Consider the following 19,422-nt stretch of genomic DNA (forward strand, 5'->3'; position numbering starts at 1 on the left):
CCCGACGGCCGCACGGATGCTTCGCAGCACGGTATTCGCAGGTCAGGAGCGTACTGACCATTCCTGTCCGGAAATCGGAACAGGCCGGTTCCGCCCACCCACCCCGCCCGACCGCACGCCGCTCGGCGGTGCTGTCACCCGCCAAGGAGTGTCCTCGCATGACCCTTCCGCTGAGATCCCGCACGTTCGCCGTCGCCTGCCTGGTGGTCGCCACCACCACGCTGGCCCTCTCCGGCTGCGCGAAGTCGGAGACCTCGAACAACGCCGGCGGCGACAGCGGCCAGGCTGCCCAGGCGGTCCAGACGCCGGCCGCGTCCTCCGGCGCCGGCTGCAAGCTGGAGACCTACGGCGCTCCGAAGCTCGACCTGAAGAACGCGATCGTCGGCTTCTCCCAGTCGGAGAAGGAGGCCAATCCGTTCCGTATCGCGGAGACGCAGTCCATCAAGGACGAGGCCGCCAAGGTCGGTGTGAAGAAGCTGCTCACCACCAACGCGCAGTCCCAACTGCCGAAGCAGATCAGCGACATCCAGGACATGCTCGCCCAGGGCGCCCAGTTCCTCATTGTCGCGCCGCTGAACTCGGACGGTCTGGAGCCGGCGTTCAAGGCGGCAGCGGAGAAGAAGGTCCCCGTGCTCACCATCGACCGCAAGGTCAACGCCACCGCCTGCAAGGACTATCTGGCGTTCCTCGGCTCCGACTTCGTCGAGCAGGGCAAGCGCGCGGCCGACGCGATGATCAAGGCAACCGGTGGCAAGGGCAAGGTCGCCATTCTCCTCGGCTCCTCCGGAAACAGCGTCACCACCGACCGGACCAAGGGCTTCGTCGACCAGGTCGGGGCCAAGGCGCCCGGACTGGAGATCGTCGCCCAGCAGACCGGCGAGTTCGCCCGCGACAAGGGCCAGCAGGTCATGGAGCAGCTCATCCAGTCCAAGCCCGACATCACCGCTGTCTACGCGGAGAACGACGAAATGGCGCTCGGCGCCGTCACCGCGCTCAAGGCAGCCGGCAAGACGCCCGGCAAGGACGTCAAAATCGTGTCCATCGACGGCACCCGCAACGCCGTTCAGGCGCTCGCCAACGGCGAACTCAACGCCGTCATCGAGTCCAACCCGCGCTTCGGCCCGCTCGCCTTCGCCACCGCCCAGAAGTTCTACGCCGGGGAGGAGGTCCCGGAGAACGTGATCATCGCCGACCGTGCCTACGACGAGACCAATGCCAAGGCCTCCCTCGGCGGAGCGTACTGACCCGGCCGGCACCCCTGGTCACCTCACCAGGCCGGTGTTCCTGCTTGCCTGATCCGGCCGGAGTTCCGATTCACCTGATCCGGCCGGTGTCCGGTTCACCTGACTCGGACCGGACACCGGCCCGTTCCTCCGGGCCGCCGCGGTGCACTCCCGTTCCGTGGCGGCCCGGGTCCACTCCCACTCTCACTCCCACGATCGATCTCCGGAAGGCCACGTTCATGGCACCCCCCGAAGCGGCAGTGTCCGCGGCGCCCGGCACCCAGCCGGCGGTCGCGCCGACGGTGCTGGAGGCTCGCGGCGTCGGCAAACGCTTCCCCGGCGTGGTCGCCCTCGACGACGTCTCTTTCACTCTGCGCGCGGGGGAGACCCATGCGCTCGTCGGCGAGAACGGCGCCGGCAAGTCCACCCTGATCAAGGTGCTCACCGGTGTCCACCGCCCGGACGGCGGCGAGTTGCTGCTGTCGGGCCGGCCCGTGCACTTCGCCCGCCCCTTCGAGGCACAGCAGGCAGGCATCTCCACGATCTATCAGGAGGTGAATCTGGTACCGCTGATGAGCGTGGCCCGCAACATTTTCCTCGGCCGCGAGCCCCGCACCCGGCTAGGGCTGATCGACTTCGCGCGGATGCACAGTGAGACGGCCACCATCCTGGGCGGGTTCGGCGTCTCGGTCGACCCCCGCCGAGCGCTCCACACCCTGGGCGTCGGCACCCAGCAGATGGTCGCTCTCGCCCGCGCGGTCTCCGTGAAGGCCCAGGTGGTCATCATGGACGAGCCCACCTCGTCCCTGGAGCCGCGCGAGGTCGAGACCCTGTTCCGGGTGATCGCGGACCTGCGCCGCCAGGACATCGCCGTCGTCTACGTCAGCCACCGCATGGACGAGCTGTACCGCGTCTGCGACCGCGTCACGGTGCTCCGTGACGGCAGGCACATCCACACCGGCGACCTGGCCGACGTGGACCGCATGCAACTGGTGTCCATGATGCTCGGCCGGGAGATCTCCGAGGTCCGCCGGCACGGTGTGACGAGCTTCGGTGAAGAGGACCACGACATCGCACGCAGGCCGGTACTCACCGCCACCGGGCTGGCGAGCAGGCACCGACTGGACGATGTGTCGCTGGAACTCCACCCCGGCGAGGTCCTCGGCCTCGGCGGTCTGCTCGGATCCGGTCGCAGCGAGACCGCCAAAGCGCTCGCCGGAGCGCTGCCGCTCGACGCCGGAGGGATAGACATCGACGGCACCTCCCTCGGCAGGCTCACCTCCGCGAGCGCCATCCGTGCCGGGATCAGCCTGCTGCCGGAGGACCGCAAGGCCGAGGGCATCGTGCCCGGTCTGTCGGTCCGCGAGAACATCGTGCTCGCCGCCCTGCCCCGGCTCTCGCGCGCAGGCATCGTCTCGCGCGCACAGCAGGACCGCGTCGTCGACATCTTCATGAAGCGGCTGCGCATCAAGGCGTCGAGCCCCGAGCAGAAGGTCGGCGAACTCTCCGGCGGGAACCAGCAGAAGGTCCTCCTCGCCCGATGGCTGTGCCTGGAACCGAAGGTGCTGCTGCTCGACGAGCCGACGCGCGGTATCGACGTCGGGGCGAAGGCCGAGGTGCAGTCGCTCATCGACGAACTCGCCCAGGAAGGGCTTGCCGTGCTGCTGATCTCCTCCGACATCGAGGAGCTCATCGAAGGGTCGGACCGGATCGTGGTGATGCGGAACGGAGGCACGGCCGGCGAGCTCTCCGGCGCCGAGGTCACCGAGGACGCCCTGCTCGCCGCACTCGCCCACCACTCCGATACCGGCCCCGCCCCGGTCGGAACCGCCGGAACCGCCGGAACCGCCGGAACCGCCGGAACCGCCGCAACCGCCGATGACCCCGGCGTCACCGATGACCCCGGTGTCCTCGGCCCGGAACCGCAGACCCCGGCCCGGACCAGGGCCGCAGAAGAACCGCACGCCCCGGCCCGGGCCGAGGCCGCCGAGGAGGACCCCCGATGACCACGCAGGCGACCGTGGCGCCGACACGCCGACTGCCACGGCCGAGCGGCGCCGCATGGTTCCAGGAGTACGGCGTGTACGCCGCGGTGGCCGCGCTCCTGGTCTTCAACGCGGCGTTCACCGAACACTTCCTGACCGTCGACAACCTCCGCACCCAGCTGATCCAGGTCGCGCCGATCGTCATCGTGGCGCTCGGCATGGCGCTGGTCATCGGCACCGAAGGCGTGGACCTGTCGGTCGGTTCCGCCATGGCACTGGCGGCCGCGCTGCTGCCGCTCTACCTCGGCTACGGTCTCGTGCCCGCCCTGCTCGTCGCGCTCCTCGCCGGCGCGGTCGTCGGCGCGGTGAACGGCACCCTGGTGTCCGTCGTGGGGCTGCAACCCATCGTCGCCACCCTCGCCCTGTTCGTCGGCGGACGCGGCATCGCCCTCGTCATGGCCGACGGCCGGCTGAAGCAGATCACCAACCCCGATCTGCTGTCCCTCGGCACCGGAAGCCTCCTCGGCATCCCGCTCGTCGTCCTCATCGCCGCCGTACTGGCACTCGCGGTGGCCTTCCTCGTACACCGCACGACCTTCGGACGGCAGGTCGTCGCGATCGGCGGCAACCGCTCCGCCGCCGCCCTGGCCGGACTGCCGGTCAAGCGCGTCCTGACCGGTGTCTACATCCTGTGCGGCGTGCTCGCGGCGCTGGCCGGTATCCTCGCCACCGCCCGGCTCACCGCCAGCGACCCGTCGTCGCTCGGCACCCTGATGGAACTCTCCGCCATCACCGCCGTCGTGGTCGGCGGAACTCCGCTCACCGGAGGCTCCATCCGCGTGCTGGGCACCGTCGCCGGAGCGCTGCTCATGCAGTTGCTGCGCGCCACGCTCGTCAAGCACGACCTGCCCGACTCCACCGCCCAGATGGCCCAGGCCGCCATCATCATCGTCGCCGTCTACGTCGCACGGGAGCGCCGATCCCGATGAAAGTCACCTCACCACCCGCCGTCCCCTCGGCGTCCGTGCCCCTCGGACGAGGAGCGGGCACGGAGCCCGCCGCCGAAGGCTCCGGCAGGGAGCGACTCGTCTCCCTCGTGCAGCGTCAGGGCGTGCTCGCGGTCCTGATGCTCGTCGTCGTCATCGCCTCCTTCGTCTATCCCACGTTCGCCACGCTCGACAACGCCCGCGGTGTGACCGTGCAGGCGTCCTTCCTCGCCGTCGTGGCACTGGGCATGACACTGGTGATCATCACCGGCGGCATCGACCTGTCCGTCGGCTCGGTCTTCGCCCTCGGCGGCGTACTCGCCGCATGGGCCTCCCAGTACGGCATCCTCGCGGCCCTGCTGGTACCGCTCGTGGTGTGCGGAGCGATCGGCGCGCTCAACGGACTGCTCATCGCACGGGCGGGGATGGCGCCCTTCATCGTCACACTCGCCTCCCTGCTCGGCGCCCGCGGCCTGCTGCTCGCCATCACCGACGAGGGCGCCACCACCTACCTGGTGCCCAAGGACTCGGCCTTCGCCGAACTCGGCCAGGGCAGCGTCTGGGGCTTCGGCCACCCGATCCTGATCGCCCTCGTACTGTTCGGCGCCGGCGGACTGCTGCTGCAGCGCACCTCGTTCGGCCAGACCCTGTTCGCCGTCGGCGGCAGCAGCGACGCGGCCACCCTCATGGGGCTGCCCGTCGCCCGCGCCAAGATCACCGTCTATCTGCTCAGCGGACTCCTCGCCGGCCTGGCCGGGGCGATCAACGCCGCACGGCTCTCCTCCGGAGTCACCATCATCGGCGCCGGCATGGAGCTCGACGCGATCGCCGCCGTGGTCATCGGTGGAACCCTGCTGGTCGGTGGCGCCGGATCCGTCAGCGGCACGCTGTGGGGTGTGCTGCTGCTCGCCGTGATCCAGAACCTCATCAACCAGATCGGCTCGCTCAACTCCTCCTACCAGTCCGTGGTCAGCGGCGGGTTCCTTATCCTCGTGGTGGTTGCGCAGCGTTACCTGGGGCGCAGCCGAAGAACAGCCTGAACGCGGCCGGGATCCCGTGCGGGCACAGGACCGCCAGGATCCCGGCGCATTGCCCGGTGCCCGGAGAGACCCGCGCACCGGTCCCAAGCCGTGGACAGCCGAGCAAGAGGAGTGCCGTGGGCGTCAGCCTCAAGGACGTCGCGCAGCGGGCGGGCGTGTCGATCAAGACCGTGTCGAACGTGGTGAACAACTATCCCCACGTCACACCACACATGCGGGCGAAGGTGCAGCAGGCCATCGACGAGCTCGGCTACCGGCCGAACCTCACCGCACGTCACCTGCGCAAGGGGCGTACCGGCATCATCGCCTTCGCCGTTCCAGAACTCGGCAACCCGTACTTCGCCGAACTGGCCGGTGCCGTCATCGACGCCGCGGCGGTGCACGACTACACCGTGCTCGTCGACCACACGGCCGGTCTGCGCGAGCGGGAGCTGCTGGTCAGCCAGGAGTTCCGCTCCCATGTCATCGACGGGCTCATCCTCAGCCCCATCCATCTGGAGAACGAGGACCTGCTCGCCAGGCAGGAGACCTCCCCGCTGGTGCTGCTCGGCGAGCGGGAGTACGACGCCCCCTACGACCAGATCGCCATCGACAACGTGGCCGCGGCGCGCACCGCGGTACGCCATCTGCTGGACCGGGGCCGCCGCCGGATCGCCTTCCTCGGCTCCCGCTCCAGCCGCGAACGCCGCCCCGCGCACCTGCGGTTGCGCGGCTGGCGGGAGGAGACGGCAGAGGCGGGGCTGCGGCCTGACGACGCCCTGGTCGTCGCCACCGACGGCTACGGCCGTGCCGACGGCGCCGCGGCCATGGCAGAGCTGCTGGACCGCGGTGAACGGCCCGACGGTGTGTTCGCCTACAACGACCTGATCGCCATCGGCGCGATGCGCACCCTCACCGAACGGGGTCTGCGTGTCCCCGAGGACGTCGCCGTGGTCGGCTTCGACGACATCGAGGAGAGCCGCTACGGCACCGTCACCCTCACCACTGTCTCCCCCGACAAGCCGGCCATCGCGCGGCTGGCGGTCGACCGGCTCGTCGACCGCCTCGCCGGCAAGCCGCTGACGGAGCCGCAGCGGATGCGACCCGGGTACCGGCTCATCGCCCGCGAGTCGACCGGAGCCGGCCGGCCCGGCGCGGGGGAAGCCGGCCAGAGGCCGGCCACCCCCCACGCGTGAACCCTTCCCCCCATCGACCGCGCCCACCGCGGCCACCGCTCGTCACGAGGACTGATCATGCCCCGACCCAGCGTCCATCAACGGCCGTTCGGAACCACCCCGAGCGGAGAGGAAGCCGACCTGTGGCGGCTGGAATCCGGTACGGGCGTCCATGCCGAGATCCTCACCTACGGCGGCATCCTGCACACGCTCGGCGTGCCCGACACCACGGGGGACACCGCCTCCGTGGTCCTGTCGCTGGCCTCGGTCGACCAGTACGCGCAGAAGAGCCCGTACCTCGGCGCTCTCGTCGGCCGCTACGCCAACCGCATCGCGCACGGCCGGTTCACGCTCGACGGAACGACCTACCGGATCCCCGTGAACGACCGCGGTCACGCTCTGCACGGCGGCCCCGGGGGCTTCGACACCAAGGTGTGGCGGGCCACTTCCCACACGGACGAGAGCCACGCGTCGGTCCGGCTCACCCTGCACAGTCCGGACGGCGACATGGGCTTCCCCGGCGCGCTCGACGTCACCGCCACCTACTGCCTCGACACCTCCGGCACGCTCAGCGTCGAGTACACGGCGGTGACCGACCGCCCCACCGTCGTCAACCTGAGCAACCACGCCTACTTCAACCTCGCCGGAGGCGGTGACGTACTCGACCACACCCTCCAGGTCCACGCCCCCGCCTATCTGCCGGTCGCCGCTGACGGCATCCCGTACGGGCCGGCCGCCGACGTCGACGGCACCGCCTTCGACCTGCGCTCGCCGCGTCTCCTCGCTGAGCGGGTGACCGCCTCGGACGAACAGGTCCGCCAGAGCGGCGGCTACGACCACTGCTGGATGCTGGCCGACGACGACGTTCCGGGCGATCTCGTCGGTGACCTCGTCAGTGACGGAGAGAGCGCCGGTGAGAGCGCCGGTGAGAGCGCTCGTGAGTACGCCGGTGAGGGCGACGCCCGGCGCGGACTGCGGCGTGCCGCCCGGCTCACCGCTCCGGCCGCGACGCGCGTCATGGAGGTCTGGACGACGGAACCCGGCGTGCAGATCTACACCGCCAACCAGCTCGACGGCTCGCTCATGGACGGCACCGGCCGGTGCCTCGACCGCCACAGCGGCGTCTGCCTGGAGACCCAGCACTTCCCGGACGCCCCCAACCGCCCCGAGTACCCCAGCACCGTGCTGCGTCCGGGCTCGGTCCGCCGCAGCCGTACCGAATTCCGGTTCCCGCATCTGGCGTCCTGAGCGGACTGTCCGCCGCCGGACCCCTCGCGTAACCCCGTCCCGACGAAGTCCGCGCCGGCCGGGTCCACGGTGGCCGTGCGGGACCCGCAGGCCGGGCTCACCTCCGGTGTGCGGGACCTTCGGTGCTCTCGCGCAGCACCAGGCGGTGAGCCACCACGCGGTCCTGCGGTGACAGGACGCCGGGAGTCGTGGGGTCCGCCGTCTCCGGCCCCACGGCTTCCTCTATACGGTGCTGCAGGAGCTGTACGGCGACCCTGGCCACCGCCTCCTTGTCGGGGGCCACCGTGCTCAGCGTCGGCACACTGAACCGTCCGCCCTCCACGTCGTCGAAGCCGACGACGGCGACGTCCTCCGGCACCTTGATCCCGTGCTCGTGCAGGGCGCGCAGCGCGCCGAGCGCCAGCTGGTCGTTGAGGCACAGCAGCGCGTCGGGCCGCGCGCCCCCACGCAGCGCCCTGGCCACCGCGTCGGCGCCGTCGGGCATCCGGAAGGACTCGACCGCCAGCAGTGCGGCCGGATCCCAGGCGATGCCCGCTTCCCGCAGGGCGGCGCGGTAGCCGCGGGTGCGGGCCTCCGCGGTTCCGAGACCCGCGTCGTCGCGCCCGCCGACGGCCAGGATGGTGCTGCGGCCCAGACCGATCAGGTGCTCGGTGGCTTCCCGTGCGGCCTTCTCGTTGTCGATGGCCACATGGTCGGCGCCCTCCTCCAGCAACTCGCCGAGCAGCACGGTCGGTGGGGCGCCGGCACGGTTGCGCAGGTCGTCGGCGGTGAGGGCCAGAGGGCTGAGGATGATCCCGTCGACGAAGTCGGAGCCGAATCCGGCCAGCGCGGCCAGCTCGTGCTCACGGTCCGCGCCCGACTGGTGGATCAGCACGGTCAGGGAGCACTGCTCGGCCTCGCGGACGACATGCCGGGCGAGCTCGGCGAAGTACGGGACGTCCAGCTCGGGTACGACGAGCGCGATGATGCCGGTGCGTCCCTTGCGCAGATGGCGGCCCGCCAGGTTCACCCGGTACCCGAGGTGTTCGATGGCCTCGCGCACCACGCGTCTGGTGCGGTCGGAGACATGGGCGTAGTCGTTGATCACGTTGGACACCGTCTTCTCCGACACCCCCGCGTGCCGTGCGACGTCCTTGATCCTTGGCCGTGCCACCTGAAACCTCCCTGCCCCCTGGCGCGCCGCCGAGTCTATGTCCCGGCGCGTCGCCGACCCGCCGGAGGCCCTCGCCGACCCGCCGGAGGCCGCCCCTGCCCCGTTGGCGGCCTTCGCGGACCCGGCCGGGGGTCTCCGTGCGTCGACGGGGCGCCCGGCGACCGTCCCGCAGCCGTCTGTTCCCCGACTCTTTACAGCCAATGTACATCGATGTAAAAACATCCCACCGCACCGTTTCAGCCGGTGCGCCACCCGCTGCCGTGCGCGGTGGAGCCGCCTTCACCGGCGGACCCACCGCCGGTCCGGCATGAGCGTCCGGCCGTCGAAAGGTCCGCGATGAGTTCCCCTTCCCCTGTTCCCGAGGTGCCGCCCGCACCCGCGTCCGGCCCGGTCCGCGGTCTCAGCCGCCGCCGCCTCCTGCGCTACGGCATGGCCGGAGCGGGCGCCCTGCTCGCCTCCGGCCCGCTGGCCGGCTGCGCCTCACCGGCCTCGGCCTCCGGACCCTCCGCCCTCAGCGTCTGGGACCTGTTCCAGGGCGGCGACGGCATGCTGATGGACGACATGATCAAGGCGGTCTCCTCCGGTCCCGAGGGCTTCTCCGTCGACCGCACCATCCTCGACTGGGGCCCGTCGTACTACACCAAGCTGGCCATGTCGGCCGCCGGCGGCCGGGCCTCCGACGTGGCAGTCCTGCACCTGTCCCGGCTGGCCGGATACGCCCCCGGCGGGCTGCTGGACCCCTACGACCTGGACCTGCTCGCCGAATTCGGCGTGACGGAGCGGGACTTCACCCCGGCGATCTGGGCCCGGACACAGACGAACGGCGTCGTCCACGCGATTCCGCTGGACGTCCACCCGTTCATCGTCTTCTACGACAAGGAGGCCGCGGACAAGGCCGGACTCCTCGACCCTTCCGGCGAGCTGGCCGCCATGGGCTCACCGGAGGCGCTGCTGGACGCGGGCAAGGCACTCGCCGCCGAGACCGGGGGAGCGGGCATCCTCTTCGGGCACGTCACCGACACGGCCCAGAGCTGGCGGCAGTTCGCCGCGTTCTACGCGCAGACCGGTGCCTCGTTCAACCTCCCGGAGGGCGGCCCGGCCGAGATCGACATCGATGCCGCGGTGCGGGTCGTGACGTTCATGCAGCAGCTCTTCGACGGCCGCACCAACCCCAACAACCTCGACTACAACGGGGCGATGGCCGGCTTCATCGGTGGCCGCGGCGGCATGGTGATGCTCGGGGAGTGGGAGCTGCCCACCCTCAAGAAGTCCGGCGTCCCGCTGGGAGCCGCACCTTTTCCCCAGGTGTTCGAACGGCCCGCGGTCTACACGGACTCCCACAGCTTCGTCCTGCCGCACCAGGACGACCCCGACCCGGCGCGGCGCCGGGAGGCGCACCGGTACGTGGCGCAGATGCTCAAGCAGAGCCTCACCTGGGCGACCGCCGGTCACATCCCCGCCTATCAGCCCGTGCTCGCCGAGCCGGAGTACGCCGCGCTGGACCCGCAGTCGTCCTACGCGGACGCCGGAAAGGTGGCGGTCCTCGACCCGCCGAACTGGTTCGCCGGGGCCGGCTCCAACTTCCAGAACCGGATGTGCCAGCCGCTCCAGTCCGCGCTGCTGGGCAACACCTCCGCGGAGAAGGCGGTACGCCAGATGGTCCGCGAGGCGGACGCGCTGCTGCGGCAGCCCAACCCGGTGGCCTGACCCAGCAGAAGGAGTTACCGACGTGACCACCACCGCACCCGTCGGTGCCGGCGCACAGGCCGATCCGGCCTCCGCCCGCACCGAGGACCGCCGCCTCGCCGGCGGCCGGAGGAATCCCGCCGCACCCGGCAGAGGCCTCCTGTTCGTACTGCCCTTCCTGCTCGTCTTCGGCCTGTTCCTGGTGTGGCCGGTCGTGCAGGGGCTCTGGATGAGCTTCACCGACACCTCGCTCACTCTCCGCGACACGACGTTCGTCGGCTTCGCCAACTACGCGGAGGCCTTCGGCGACCCGGACGTCTGGAGCAGCCTCGGCAACACGGTCTTCTTCACCGTCATCTCCTCCGTGCCACTGGTGCTGGTCGCCCTCGCGATGGCGCTCCTGGTGCACAGCGGACTGGCCGGCCAGTGGGTCTGGCGGCTGTCGTTCTTCGCGCCGTACCTGCTGCCCGTCACCGTGGTCACGCTCATCTGGACCTGGCTGTACCAGCCGGACATCGGCCTCGGCAACGAACTCCTCGGCGCTCTCGGCCTCGAGCCCGTCGGCTGGCTGTCCGACGAAGCCGTCGCCATGTGGTCGGTCACCGCCCTCACCGTCTGGTGGACGATCGGCTTCAACTTCCTGCTCTACCTCGCGGCGCTCCAGTCCCTGCCGTCGACCTACGACGAGGCCGCCGCACTCGACGGCGCCGGCGCCTGGCGACGCCTCTGGTCCGTCACCCTGCCGCAACTGCGCAGGACCACCGCCCTGGTGGCCATGCTCCAGGTCCTCGCCTCGCTCAAGGTGTTCGACCAGATCTACATCCTCACCAAGGGCGGCCCGGGCGGCTCGACCCGCCCGATCCTCGAGTACGTCTACGACGTCGGCTTCACCGGCTACCGACTGGGTTACGCCTCCGCCGTCTCCTATGTCTTCTTCGCGCTCGTCATCGTCGTCTCGCTCGCGCAGCTGCGCATCTTCCGGCAGGAGGACTGACCGTGTCCGCTTCCGCAACGACCGTCCGCCCACGGCGCCGTCCGCCCCGTGAGGCAGCCGGCTCGCCCTTGCTCCTCGGCCACGGCCGCCTGCCCCGTCTTCTGGCCGGGACGGCGCTGACGGTACTGGCGGCCGTATGGCTGGTGCCGTTCCTCTGGGCGGTGGCCACTTCCCTCCAGAGCGAGCAGGACGTGGCCACCCCAGGGCTGTCCCCGTTCAAGGGCGCCTTCACGCTGGACGCCTACCGGCAGATCCTGGAGCGCGGCAGCGTACTCCTGTGGGGCTTCAATAGCTTCCTGATCGCCGGGCTGGTCACGCTGATCACAGTGGTGGTCTCCACGCTCGCGGCCTACGGCTTCTCGCGCGGCACGTTCCGCGGCCGCCGCGTCCTCCTCGGGATCACCGTCGCCGCGATCATGATTCCGCCGCAACTGCTCGTCGTGCCCCTGTTCGAGCAGATGCTCCTCTTCGACCTGGTGGACACCTACGCGGCCGTGATCCTGCCCCAGGTGGTCGCGCCGATGATGGTCTTCATCCTCAAGCGGTTCTTCGACGGCGTCCCCAGGGAACTGGAGGACGCGGCACGCATCGACGGCGCCTCCGAGGTCCGGGTCTTCTGGTCGATCGTGCTGCCGCTGTCCCGGCCGATCGTCGCCGCGGTGGCGATCTTCGTCTTCATCGGGGCGTGGAACAACTTCATGTGGCCCTTCATCGTCACCAACGACGCCGACCTGATGACCCTGCCGGTCGGCCTGGCCACCATCAAGGACGCCTTCGGCATCCAGTACGCGCAGTCCATGGCGTCCGCCCTGCTGGCCGCGCTGCCGCTGATCGCGGTGTTCCTCCTCTTCCAGCGCCGGATCGTCAACTCCGTGGCCACCACCGGCCTCGGCGGTTCCTGACCCGCACCCCCTTCGCCGTACACACCGGGCACGGCGGTCCCACGCCGGCCCACCGATCGACTGGAGCATGTGTGCCCACTCACTCCGTACCGCGCCCGGAGTACCCGCGACCGCAGTTCGTCCGTCGCGACTGGCTCAATCTGAACGGCGCCTGGCAGTTCGAGACCGACCGCGGGGACAGCGGACTCGAGCGCGGTCTCCTCGGCCGCGAGCTGCGCCGCGAGATCCTCGTACCCTTCCCGCCGGAGTCCGAGCTGTCGGGCATCGGCGAGACCGACTTCCTGGAGGCCGTCTGGTACCGGCGGGCCGTCACCCTGCCCCCGGAGTGGGCCGGACGCCGGGTGCTGCTGCACTTCGGCGCCGTCGACCACGACACCACCGTGTGGGCCGACGGCACAGAGGTCGCCCGTCACCGCGGCGGCTTCACCCCCTTCACCGCCGACCTCGGCGACATCGCCGGCTCGGGTGAGGAGGTCGTCGTCACCGTCCGGGCCCGCGACCCACGCTCCGGCCCGCAGGCCCGCGGCAAGCAGGCCGTCCAGTACGCCAACCACGACTGCAACTACACCCGGGTCACCGGCATCTGGCAGACCGTGTGGCTGGAGCCCGTCCCCGACGTCCACCTGCGGCGCCCACGGATCACTCCCGACCTCGGCGGCTCCGCCTTCCACGTCGAACTGCCCCTGTCCGGCAACCGGCCGGGCCACCGGGTCCGCGCCGTACTCACCGACGGCGACGGGGAGGTGTGCCGCGCCGAGGCCCGCGCCGACCTGGACCTCGCACCGCGCCTGCACCTGCCCGTGCCGGACGACAGACGACGCGAGTGGAGCCCGCACGACCCGCACCTGTACGACCTGCGGCTGGAACTCCTCGACGCCTCCGGCGACGTGATCGACAGCGCCGGGAGCTACGCGGGCCTGCGCGCCGTGGGCCTGCGGGGCAAGGCCGTCACTCTCAACGGACGTCCGGTGTTCCAACGCCTCGTCCTCGACCAGGGCTGGTACCCGGACGGGCTGATGACCGCCCCGACCGACGACGCGCTGGTCCGCGACATCGAGCTCGCCATGGCCGCCGGCTTCAACGGGGCCCGGCTGCACCAGAAGGTCTTCGAGGAGCGCTTCCTCTACCACGCGGACCGTCTCGGCTACCTCGTCTGGGGCGAGTTCGGCGACTGGGGCTGCGAGACGGGCGGCTCCTCCGGCGACAACCAGAAGCCGGACGCCTCGTACGTCGCCCAGTGGCTCGAAGCCCTCGAACGGGACTACTCGCACCCCTCGATCATCGGCTGGTGCCCGCTCAACGAGACGTACCAGAAGCTGCACGACCGCATCACCCAGCTCGACGCCGTGACCCGCGCGATGTTCCTGGCCACCAAGGCCATGGACACCACCCGGCCCGTCATCGACGCGTCCGGCTACGCGCACCGGGTCGCCGAGACGGACATCTACGACGCCCACAACTACGAGCAGGACCCGGCCGCCTTCCGGGAGCTGATGTCCGGACTCGCCAAGGACGAACCCTTCGTCAACGCCCACGAGAACGGCACCGCCTACTCACAGCCCTACCGCGGCCAGCCGTACTTCGTCAGCGAGTTCGGCGGCATCTGGTGGGACCCGGAGGCGGCTGCCGAGCGGTCCGGCGAGGACCGCACCGAGTCCTGGGGCTACGGCGAGCGGGTACGCGACGAGGACGAGTTCCACGCGCGCTTCAGCGGACTCACCGGCGTCCTGCTGCAGGACCCCGCCATGTTCGGCTACTGCTACACGCAGCTGACCGACGTCTTCCAGGAGCAGAACGGCATCTACCGCTTCGACCGGAGCGACAAGCTGGACGTCGATCGCGTTCGCGCCGCGCAACTGCGCCCGGCCGCCATCGAGGAGCAGGACCCCGCGTGACGGCGGCACGGACCGGCAGCCCTCCCCGGACCGCGCGACGCGGGGCAGGGCTGCCGGTTCAGCCGGCCACGAGGGAGTCGTCGTGCGGGCGGGCGCCGGGGAGTTGGTGGCGAGCGGCGACCAGCGCCACGTCCACGTCCTGCGTGCCGGTCGAGACGCACAGGCAGTAGGCGATGTCGTCCAGCCGCCGGCGCACCTCGGGGCCGCCTTCGTCGGCACGCAGCAGACGCAGTGTCTCGTACTGTGTGACCAGGTCCTTCAGTACGGCGGGGTGGGCCATCAGCATGTCGGGGTTCCCTCCTGTCAGGTGTCCGGCATTCCCCCCGACGCGCCGTTACCCGTGACCGACGACAGCATGCGCGGCGTCTCCCGTATCACGGAAGAAGGAATGGCCACCCTCCGCATCACCGTCCGCACCGAGGCCCTCGCCGGCACTGCCGAGGGCTGATCCCCTCCCGCCGGCAGCGGCCTTGCCGATGACGGTCGAACGGTGGACCTGGACCCAAGTGGCGCAGGTCGCACCTTCAGTGGAACAACAGTGGCCGGAACCGCGAACCGGCCGGCGGCCCGGGCGGGAGTCAGGCGAGGAGGTCGAGGAGGGCGGTGCCCTCGGCGGTGAGGTGCAGCCGCACTTCCCGACCGTGCCGAAGCCGCTGGAGCAGTCCGGCCCGTGTGAGCTGACCGCAGTGGTACGTGGCGGTACTGACCGTCACATGGGCGAACTGCGCGGCCTGCGACACCGAGGGGCGCCGATGCGCGTGTCGCATGATCGCGGCACGGACCGGGCCGAGGAGCAGTTCCAGGCGGTCCTTTCCGTCCCTCGGTTCCGGCGGGCCCGCACGGTGGACGAGCCGCCCGAGCCCCGGAAGCGGGTAGCCGATCCAGACCAGAGCGGCGTCCTCCGTGCTGTAGGCGCACGCGGTCAGCCCGGAGGCCAGCGGGGCGAGGACGAGGCGCCGTTGGCCGTGGTCGGCCGAAGGGCCGCAGTACGTGTCCGGCAGGTGCAGCCGGCCGTCCGCGTACCGCACATGCGGCCCGAGGCCGGAGAGCACCGGGCCCATGACGCCGGTGACCGAGGCGACCCCGACGCGTTCCACTTCGCGCGCCATCAGCCCGTCCGCCTGCCGCCACAGCGGGGAGAAGGCGTCCCACACCGCGTGGGTCAGGTCCCGGTAGGCGGTCAGGAACTGACGGGGCCGGTCGACGACCTGCCGCCACATGTCGGGCACGGCGCCGGTGAACTGGTGCTGGACCTCCGCGACCAAGGTGTCCACTTCGATGGAGTCGAGTTCGTCCGTGATGGAGGTGCTGTGCCCCGAGTGCATGTTCCGCGTCAGGGAAAGGCAATCGGGCATCCACGGCCGGCCGGTGGTGAGCAGTGTGCGCAGTGCGCCGGCGGCAGGGAGGGGGGCGGTTTCGCGGACGGCCCGGCGCCAGGCCGGCGGCATGCCGTGGGCGCTGGTGCCGAGGGCGCTCGTGATGACCGAGAACAGGGTCGGGCCGGGATGCCGGCTGACGGACGGGTGGAGCTGTAACAGGTGGTCCACGGGCACGGTTCTTCGCTCGGACATGCTTCCCCCGGTGTGTGCACCGGCGACCCGCTGGTCCGCGGTCGCCGTCGTGAGCATATGGCGGGGGACGGACGCCAGAAACCCCCGCCATGCGGCGCGGCGGGGGTTTCCGGCTCGGACCTTGCGGGACAGCCCTCAGCAGGCGTTGACCCACTTGTGCGAGGAGATGTTGTCGTTCAGGGACTGTCCGCCGCCCGCTCCGTTGTTGGGGAAGTGGTCGTAGGGCATGTCCATCAGGTAGTTGGCGTTGCGCAGGCAGTACGAGGCGCCGCCGTAGCTGACGTCCCAGTAGAGCAACACGTCGTCGTAGGCGCCCGCGTAGCCGTTGTTGTCGACCGACGAGGCCTGGTTGCGCATGTTGCGGTCGGCCCAGTTCGTGCTGTTCCCGGACCAGGTGGCGACGCGACCGCCCTTCCAGGAGTGTTCCCAGGCGTACAGGTTGCCGTCTGCGGCCGCCACCGCGGCGGTGCGGGCCGGCGCGGTGGGGGCCGGTGTCGCCTCCTGGGCCTGGGCGGCGGTGGGCGCGAGCCCCAGCGTGGCCACGGCCAGCGCGCCGGCGAGTGCGAGCATGCCTCGGTTCTTGGACATGATGTCTCCTTCGTGGGTTGTTGTCGTGCGGTCGGGCCCGCGCCCCGGGGCGCGGGAGTCATGAGGGAACGGCCCGTTCAAGGGGCCAGTACGGTGCGTGCCCGCGGCAGTGCGGCGACCCGGAGCCGTTCCATCTGCTCGAACGCGGCGCGGTGTTCCCGCCGCAGTTCCCTGTCGTGGTGGCGGTCCAGACGCCGTGCGACGCCTGCCAGGCCACTGCTGTGCGCGCAGCGGGCCTCCTGGACGGCGGTTCGGGTCTCGTTCGCCGTGTCCCGGCCTTCCTGCCCGAGGAAGGCTGCCCTGGCGTCCGCCGGCTGCTCGTACGCCTGGCCGTGCTGCCGCATGCATGCCGCCCAGGCGCGCACGGCGGTCCTGAACTCCGGCTCGGCGGTGACCCGTTGGCGTCGTACACCGCCGAGGTTGTCGACGAGGGTGCCGGCGGCGTACCAGCCCGGCACGTCCCCGTACAGCTCCCGCCAGGCCTCGACCTGGCAGCCGTCCCTGCTGTGGCCGATGACCACGCCGCCCGGCAGTTCGGCCCGCAGCCCGTCCTCGCGGGCGGTGCCGTTGAGCGTGGCCACGGCGGCCCTGCGGCGTTCCTCCGGCAGGCCGCGCAGGTACACCTGGTTCGGGTCCTGGGTGCGCAGCCGCTCGATCCGCTCCTGCAGGACGCCGCCGTAGCCGTACTGCCGCGCCCAGTCCGGGTCGTCGACGACGTAGGGGAAGTCGCGCGCCTCCGGCAGCGGGTTCTCGGGCACGGTCCAGAACCGGAAGCCGGCGGCGGTCATGCACGCGCGCTGCAGTTCCTGCTCCGCCTTGTACAGCAGGCTCCGTTCCGCGGCGGTGGTCGTCCTCGGGACGGTCGGACCGGGCTCCGGCCCGCTGCCGGGGCGTGGGCCGCCGAGGCAACCGCCGACGGCGAGCAGAAGGGCGACGCCGGCGGGAATCGCGGCCTTCACCGCTGTCCGCGGCCGACGGCGGGCCCGGCTCAGCAGCTCTTTCACCGTGAGTCGCGGACCGCGGCCGGCTCGGCCGGCGCCATGGATCTGTCGAACAGCATTGATGTGCTCCTGACATGCGCGAGGGCGTGGCTCTTCCGCGAGCACGCGACGTGGACTGCTCCCGCGGAGTCCGCGGCTCCGTGGCCCCGCACCCCCCGACACACGGGAGTCTTGCGGAGCGCCGCCCCGCCCCGACAGCCTTTCGAAGACTCTCCAAACGTCCGGCCGCGTGCGCGGTGGGCCCCGGGGCACCCGCATGTCATGGGAACGCTGAACCGATGGGAACGAGCCCTGGAACGCCGGCAGGACGCGCTGGTGGCCAAGGTCGTCCGCGACGAGCCAGTGGAACTGCTCGACGCCCTGCGGCACGCATGCGACACCCGCGCCGTGGTGTGCAGCGAGAGCCGCGTCGTCGTGCCCAACGCCTACGAGGTGGAACTCGACGCCGAGGTGTACGAGGAGCTCGGGCGCGGCGGCGGCCGGGTCGGACAGGCACTGACCGACACGCTGGTCCGCCACGGGGAGGAGAACGGCTACGAATGGGCCGGCCCGCTGACCGTGCGCGTCACCCCCTCGACCGACATCCCCAACGGCCGTTACCGCGTCACCAGCGGCGTCATGCCCCATGTGCGCGCCGAGGAGTTCCCGTGAAACGCCCCACCGCGCGGCGGCGGGGCCCGCGTCGGCGGGCGGCCGGACTCCCGTACGGTGGAGGGCGACGCGACAGACTCCGGAGCAGGCATGCACACCCCACAGCCGTCCGGCACGCCGGACGAAGCCCCCGACGGGCTCTTCGGCCTCGACGAGATCCGGACGGACCCGCGAACCCGTCCCGCGGACGGCCGGCAGCTGTTCCGTGACTCCGAGCAGGCACGTCGGATGCTCGCGGTGCGGGAGATCCACGCAGAGCCGGGCGCGGCGTCCTCGCCGCGCGGGAAACAGATCATCGGGGCCTACCCCGACGCCGAGATCGTTCCCGTCGACTCCCACTGGCGCATCCCCCAGCTGCACGGCAACCGGGGAAACGCGGAACGGTGGGTGCGGATCAAGAGCACCGTTCTGGTGCTCGGCGAGAAGAAGACGCTCACCGTGCGACCCAACGGACGGTCCGCCGACTGGATCGCCCCTGGCGCGGCCAACGGCTGCGCCATGGCGTGCGCGTACTGCTACGTCCCGCGGCGCAAGGGCTATGCGAATCCGATCACCGTCTTCACGAACATCGACCGCATCGTGGCTCGTCTCGGGCGCCATGTCGCCGAGCAGGGCCCCAAGGGGGAGGCGAACCAGTGCGACCCGAGCGCCTGGGTCTACGACATCGGGGAGAACAACGACTGCTCTGTCGACGCCCTGATCAGTGAGAACACCGCCGACCTGGTGCACGCCTTCGCACGGTGGCCCACCGCGAAGGCGTCGTTCGCCACCAAGTTCGTCAACCCCGATCTGCTGCTGCTCGAGCCCCGCGGCAGGACGCGTATCCGCTTCTCCCTGATGCCGCCCGACGACTCGAGGCTGCTGGACATCCGCACCAGCCCGGTCGAGCACCGCATCGCCGCCGCCGCGGACTTCCTCGAGGCCGGCTACGAGGTCCACTTCAACCTGTCACCCGTCGTCATCAGGCCCGGTTGGGAGCAGGCCTGGGCGGAACTGCTCAGGCACATGGACGACGTGCTGCCGGCCGAGGTCAAGAAGCAGGCGGCCGCGGAGGTGATCATGCTGACGCACAACCGGGACCTGCACGACGTCAACATGGAGTGGCACCCCCGCGCCGAGGACGCCATCTGGCGCCCCGAACTCCAGCAGGCCAAGCGTTCGGAGAACGGCAGCCTGAACGTGCGGTACCGCAACGCCCCGAAGGCCGCGGCCGTGGAGTCCGTGCGCCGGCTGGTCGGCACTCACGCTCCGTGGCTGACCATTCGCTACGCCTTCTGACCGCCGGGGCGCCGGCGCCGGCCCGCGGATCGGCCGACCGCCGGCGTCAGGCGGGCCGGGGACAAGG

17 protein-coding genes are annotated in these 19,422 nt (G+C 71.0%); 12 read left to right on the top strand and 5 right to left on the bottom strand.

What is annotated here, in order from left to right:
* Window positions 1–158: 158 nt before the first annotated feature.
* The 6 genes from ACFYV1_RS07475 to ACFYV1_RS07500 all read left to right on the top strand — a co-directional run bounded on the left by ACFYV1_RS07475 (window position 159) and on the right by ACFYV1_RS07500 (window position 7,636).
* Window positions 159–1,244 (top strand): ABC transporter substrate-binding protein, encoded by a 1,086-nt coding sequence (locus ACFYV1_RS07475; protein ID WP_389394394.1) that lies wholly within the window; start codon window positions 159–161, stop codon window positions 1,242–1,244.
* Between the two features lie 218 nt (window positions 1,245–1,462).
* Entirely contained in the window at window positions 1,463–3,229 is a 1,767-nt protein-coding gene (locus tag ACFYV1_RS07480) for a sugar ABC transporter ATP-binding protein (RefSeq protein WP_389394395.1), read from the top strand.
* On the top strand, window positions 3,226–4,197 hold the full coding sequence (locus ACFYV1_RS07485) for an ABC transporter permease (RefSeq protein ID WP_389394396.1): 972 nt from the start codon (window positions 3,226–3,228) through the stop codon (window positions 4,195–4,197). Before ACFYV1_RS07480 ends, ACFYV1_RS07485 begins: the two co-directional genes overlap by 4 nt.
* Window positions 4,194–5,234, top strand: coding sequence for an ABC transporter permease (locus ACFYV1_RS07490; RefSeq protein ID WP_389394397.1), 1,041 nt, complete (start codon window positions 4,194–4,196; stop codon window positions 5,232–5,234). The genes ACFYV1_RS07485 and ACFYV1_RS07490 overlap by 4 nt, the downstream gene beginning before the upstream one ends.
* Before the next feature lie 116 nt (window positions 5,235–5,350).
* Window positions 5,351–6,409, top strand: a complete 1,059-nt coding sequence (locus ACFYV1_RS07495) for a LacI family DNA-binding transcriptional regulator (RefSeq protein ID WP_389394398.1) — start codon at window positions 5,351–5,353, stop codon at window positions 6,407–6,409.
* Between the two features lie 57 nt (window positions 6,410–6,466).
* Window positions 6,467–7,636 carry an aldose epimerase family protein gene (locus ACFYV1_RS07500; RefSeq protein ID WP_389394399.1) on the top strand — a complete coding sequence of 390 codons (1,170 nt, stop codon included), beginning with the start codon at window positions 6,467–6,469 and terminating at the stop codon, window positions 7,634–7,636.
* A gap of 97 nt (window positions 7,637–7,733) precedes the next feature.
* Here the strand turns inward: ACFYV1_RS07500 and ACFYV1_RS07505 are convergent, their stop codons facing one another.
* Window positions 7,734–8,789 carry a LacI family DNA-binding transcriptional regulator gene (locus ACFYV1_RS07505; protein ID WP_389394400.1) on the bottom strand — a complete coding sequence of 352 codons (1,056 nt, stop codon included), beginning with the start codon at window positions 8,787–8,789 and terminating at the stop codon, window positions 7,734–7,736.
* 336 nt (window positions 8,790–9,125) lie between these two features.
* Between ACFYV1_RS07505 and ACFYV1_RS07510 the strand changes: the two genes are divergently transcribed.
* The 4 genes from ACFYV1_RS07510 (at window position 9,126) to ACFYV1_RS07525 (ending at window position 14,266) form a co-directional block, all read left to right on the top strand.
* A complete protein-coding gene (locus ACFYV1_RS07510; protein WP_389394401.1) occupies window positions 9,126–10,496 on the top strand; it encodes an extracellular solute-binding protein in 1,371 nt (456 codons plus the stop codon).
* A gap of 22 nt (window positions 10,497–10,518) precedes the next feature.
* The gene (locus ACFYV1_RS07515) at window positions 10,519–11,469 is read left to right on the top strand and encodes a carbohydrate ABC transporter permease (RefSeq protein WP_389394402.1); all 951 of its coding nucleotides are present in this window, start codon (window positions 10,519–10,521) and stop codon (window positions 11,467–11,469) included.
* Window positions 11,470–11,471: 2 nt separating this feature from the next.
* Window positions 11,472–12,371 (top strand): carbohydrate ABC transporter permease, encoded by a 900-nt coding sequence (locus ACFYV1_RS07520; protein ID WP_389394403.1) that lies wholly within the window; start codon window positions 11,472–11,474, stop codon window positions 12,369–12,371.
* 71 nt (window positions 12,372–12,442) lie between these two features.
* Window positions 12,443–14,266 (top strand): glycoside hydrolase family 2 protein, encoded by a 1,824-nt coding sequence (locus ACFYV1_RS07525; RefSeq protein ID WP_389394404.1) that lies wholly within the window; start codon window positions 12,443–12,445, stop codon window positions 14,264–14,266.
* 58 nt (window positions 14,267–14,324) lie between these two features.
* Here ACFYV1_RS07525 and ACFYV1_RS07530 read toward each other — a convergent pair whose 3' ends face one another.
* From ACFYV1_RS07530 to ACFYV1_RS07545, 4 genes are all read right to left on the bottom strand, one after another.
* Window positions 14,325–14,552, bottom strand: a complete 228-nt coding sequence (locus tag ACFYV1_RS07530; protein WP_389394405.1) for a DUF5133 domain-containing protein — start codon at window positions 14,550–14,552, stop codon at window positions 14,325–14,327.
* Between the two features lie 292 nt (window positions 14,553–14,844).
* A complete protein-coding gene (locus ACFYV1_RS07535; protein ID WP_389394406.1) occupies window positions 14,845–15,837 on the bottom strand; it encodes a hypothetical protein in 993 nt (330 codons plus the stop codon).
* A 135-nt stretch (window positions 15,838–15,972) separates the two neighbouring features.
* A complete protein-coding gene (locus ACFYV1_RS07540; RefSeq protein WP_389394407.1) occupies window positions 15,973–16,425 on the bottom strand; it encodes a hypothetical protein in 453 nt (150 codons plus the stop codon).
* 77 nt (window positions 16,426–16,502) lie between these two features.
* Window positions 16,503–17,429: a hypothetical protein gene (locus ACFYV1_RS07545; RefSeq protein WP_389394408.1), complete on the bottom strand. Its 927-nt coding sequence runs from the start codon at window positions 17,427–17,429 to the stop codon at window positions 16,503–16,505.
* A gap of 258 nt (window positions 17,430–17,687) precedes the next feature.
* Between ACFYV1_RS07545 and ACFYV1_RS07550 the strand changes: the two genes are divergently transcribed.
* Both ACFYV1_RS07550 and ACFYV1_RS07555 read left to right on the top strand, forming a co-directional pair.
* Complete coding sequence (locus tag ACFYV1_RS07550; protein ID WP_389394409.1) at window positions 17,688–18,077, top strand: DUF3662 domain-containing protein; 390 nt, start codon at window positions 17,688–17,690, stop codon at window positions 18,075–18,077.
* Between the two features lie 90 nt (window positions 18,078–18,167).
* Entirely contained in the window at window positions 18,168–19,355 is a 1,188-nt protein-coding gene (locus ACFYV1_RS07555; RefSeq protein ID WP_389394410.1) for a spore photoproduct lyase family protein, read from the top strand.
* The last annotated feature ends 67 nt before the right edge of the window (window positions 19,356–19,422 follow it).

Origin of the sequence: Streptomyces sp. NPDC003023, assembly GCF_042888225.1 — a bacterium.
In the GTDB taxonomy this organism is placed as follows: Bacteria; Actinomycetota; Actinomycetes; order Streptomycetales; family Streptomycetaceae; genus Streptomyces.